The following is a 3,501-nucleotide window of genomic DNA, read 5'->3' on the forward strand; positions in this document are numbered from 1 at the left end:
AATGTCACTATGGTCAAATCTATAGTGACTATTTTTATCATCACACTAGTGTGATGACGTCATCAAATGAGTGAAACGCTGTCATCTTTTTAGTGAAATACTCACTAAATCTTTCTTTTCAATCATTAACAAAATACCAGCCGTAATTATAATTGCAATTACTTTATAGATATTAATACCCTCGTGTAAAAAAATCAGAGCCAAAATAATCGTCAAGACAGTACTTGATTTATCAATTGGTACAACTTTATTAATATCTCCTATTTGTAAGGCATGAAAATAACATAACCACGACGCTCCGGTTGCCAGTCCTGATAAAACTAAAAATAATAAAGTTGGCCCATCAATTGATGTTATCTGGTTTTGAGAACCAATTAAAAATACAATCAACCATGAAAATAATAATACTACAATCGTTCTTATAGCTGTGCAACGGTTGAATCTGTCTTTTTAATGCCGCACTTGGCTAAAATTGAAGTAATTCCAGCAAAAAATGCTGAACCAGTCGCATATAAAAGCCACATATTACCACCTCTTTTTTCTTTAATTAGTATACAAAAAAATATATAGTATTGATATCATCTTTTCTTAATTTTTAAAAATTTTCATATCAAAACAAAAGAGAAACCTAATTAAGTTTAGATTTCTCAACTGATAAAATACCTAAATATCATTACCCTTGATTTTTTCTATTATACTTTTCTTTTTAATCATTTGATATAAAAGTAATGTTGCTAATAATGCAATTATTACTACTAAAACTGCCATAAATAACATTGTATAATATGAAGGTTTAAAAATATTTAAATATGTATATTGATAATAGAATAGTATTCCTTCAATAAATATTATCATTGGTATCGATATAACTAAAGCAATTATTACTAAGCATAGATTTTCAAAAAATATCATCTTCTTTAAATCATGATTTTTGATACCTAATGATTGTAAAATAGCATAATCATTTTGTCTTTCATAAGCATTGAAAACAATAATGATTGCTAGATTAATGATACAAACAGTAAAAGATAAATAAGTAATTATTTTAGTATAGGCATTGTTTAAAAGACTATATTCGTCTTGTTCATTATTTTCTATTGTTTTTAAATAGTTATTAACGAATTTATCATTAATTATTTCTTCTTTTAAACCTGCATGATCATCTGTTTTAATTTTAAAGTTAATAGTACTGTTATTATTACTTATATGCTGCATTTCATCATATCGTGATAAATAATAATCATATGGTGCTACCATCATTAAATTTAATCTTTCATCACCTTCAATGTCTGAAAGTAAATTTTCATAATTATTTGAAATATTAAAACTATCAAGTTCATAGATTCCATCAGCTGTTGCCATAAATTCTATTTCTTCTTTTTCCCAAGTCATTTCTGGCTCTTTAATTGTATATGTATTAACCATAGTTATTGGAATTTTACCATTTTTAAAAATTTGAATATTTTGATTTTTCCTAACACCTGTTGATTGGACTTTTTTATTTAGTATAACTGGTTGTATCTGTCCAGTAACTTCTTTCATAACCTCTTGTTCAACTCCAAAAAAGTATATATTGATAGTACTAATTTCTGGTGTACCATATATTGAAAGATATTCATCTGTAAACTGATTTAAAGAAATAGAGCCAATATTTCCAAAATTAAAATCAGCTACAAAAGCAGTTTCTTTTTGCGGTTCTTTTTCTTTAAGTGTTTTTATTAGCTTATTGAAATTATTTTTTTCCTGATATAAATCATATATTTCACATCTTAAATATAAACTATCTTTTTCCACTGTTTCTTCAATATATTGATCATTTATACTAGCTCGATAACTATTAATATTTAAAAATACAATACAAAAAATTAAAGTCATCAAAATCGAAAAATATTTTTTCTTATTCATTTTCATGTACCTGATCGCAAGTGTCACAAAAACATATCTACAATCTAATAAAATAGATCTGGATTTCTTTTTATATCCATCCATTTGCCATTTCAAAGATTTAAATAAATCAATAATATTAATTCTTTTAATTTCTTTTAAAGCGGTTAAACTAGCAAATAATAAAACAATAACAATTACTAAAGCAATCAAAATATTAATAGACGGTACTGACATAAATGGATTAGGGCGCATATTAAACTCTGTTTTCAAAGCATTATTAATTGCTGTATCATGTAACCATTTCATTACAAAATTACTTGTAATCATTCCTACTGTAATTGCAATAAAAGAATATATCAGTACTTCTATAATTGCTAATAACTTCAGATCATTTTTTGAAGCACCTACGCTCGACAATATACCAAAATAGCGACACCTTTTTTTAAAGCTGATAGCAAAAATGTTTTTTAATGTAAAATACATTAAAACAAGCAGTACTATAAAAATAACAATATTATTTTTATTGATACTGTTTAATGAATACATTTTTCCTCCAGTATAAACATCAATAATCCTTTCACTATTCATACTAGCACCAGTTTCATCATTCATAACCAGCATTTTAATTTTATCCAGTTGTTCATTGGAAATAATATCAGTTTTTACATATATATTATAATTTTCAGATTTTTTTGAAGAATGTAAGATAAACTTATCATTAACAGTTCCATCTTGAGCATTTATCGATCCAGTAAATTGAATAATACCACTAACTCTCATTGTTTTAAAAAAAGTTTTTTGAGGATTATCAGGATCAGTAAATTCCATAGTTATCGTATCACCAACATCTACAGAAGCCTTTTTTTCATATTCCCTGGTAATCAAAATTTCATCTTGATTTTTTGGATAATCACCCTTATAAAGATATTCTGGTATCAAATTAAAATTTGAGTATGTTGTCAATTCAACCTTATATCGACTATCAACATCCCCAATACCAATAATGCTTGTAATAGTTGTTTCTTTTACATCAACAATATCATCAATTTTTGCAGTAATCTCATCTGATTTAGATGTATATGAAAATAACCAGTCGCCTAACCCGCACCTATTACTATAATAATCCATATAGGCATCGGTTACCATGTTATTAGCTGTTGCATAAATTAAAAATACACATATTATAACAGTACATAATGTAAGCAATGATCGAATCTTGTCTTTTTTTATAAACTGTATGCTTATTTTTATTAAAAATCTTAATTTCTCAAGTTTCATATTCTCTTAGCTTTCCCTGCTCTAAGACATAAATTCGATCACAGTTTTTAACAAGTTCTAAATCATGTGTTACCATGATTATCGTTATATCATTTTGATGGTGAATCTTTTTTAAATAATCCACTATGATCTTAGAATTCTCACTATCTAAATTTCCTGTCGGTTCATCTGCCAATAATAGTTTTGGTCTTGTTATTAGTGACCGGGCTATTGCTACTCGCTGCTGTTGTCCTCCTGAAAGTTCAGATGGATAGGCATCCTTTTTATTATTTAACTGCAATAATTGTAATAATTCATCTAAATACTGCTGATCTACTTTTCGGTTATCAAGCTTAA

At 26.5% G+C, this 3,501-nt stretch carries 3 protein-coding genes; all 3 read right to left on the reverse strand.

All coding sequences use genetic code 11. The features are described from left to right. Positions 1–81 precede the first annotated feature (81 nt). The gene (locus B5F09_RS14275) at positions 82–390 is read right to left on the reverse strand and encodes an EamA family transporter (protein ID WP_239404359.1); all 309 of its coding nucleotides are present in this window, start codon (positions 388–390) and stop codon (positions 82–84) included. A gap of 273 nt (positions 391–663) precedes the next feature. Continuing rightward, entirely contained in the window at positions 664–3,165 is a 2,502-nt protein-coding gene (locus B5F09_RS14280) for an FtsX-like permease family protein (RefSeq protein WP_087374997.1), read from the reverse strand. Continuing rightward, positions 3,155–3,501, reverse strand: a 347-nt coding sequence (locus tag B5F09_RS14285; RefSeq protein ID WP_143357528.1) for an ATP-binding cassette domain-containing protein, incomplete at its 5' end; no start/stop codon positions are given. The genes B5F09_RS14280 and B5F09_RS14285, both read right to left, overlap by 11 nt.

Origin of the sequence: Erysipelatoclostridium sp. An173, assembly GCF_002160495.1 — a bacterium.
Classification (GTDB): Bacteria; Bacillota_I; Bacilli_A; order Erysipelotrichales; family Coprobacillaceae; genus Thomasclavelia; species Thomasclavelia merdavium.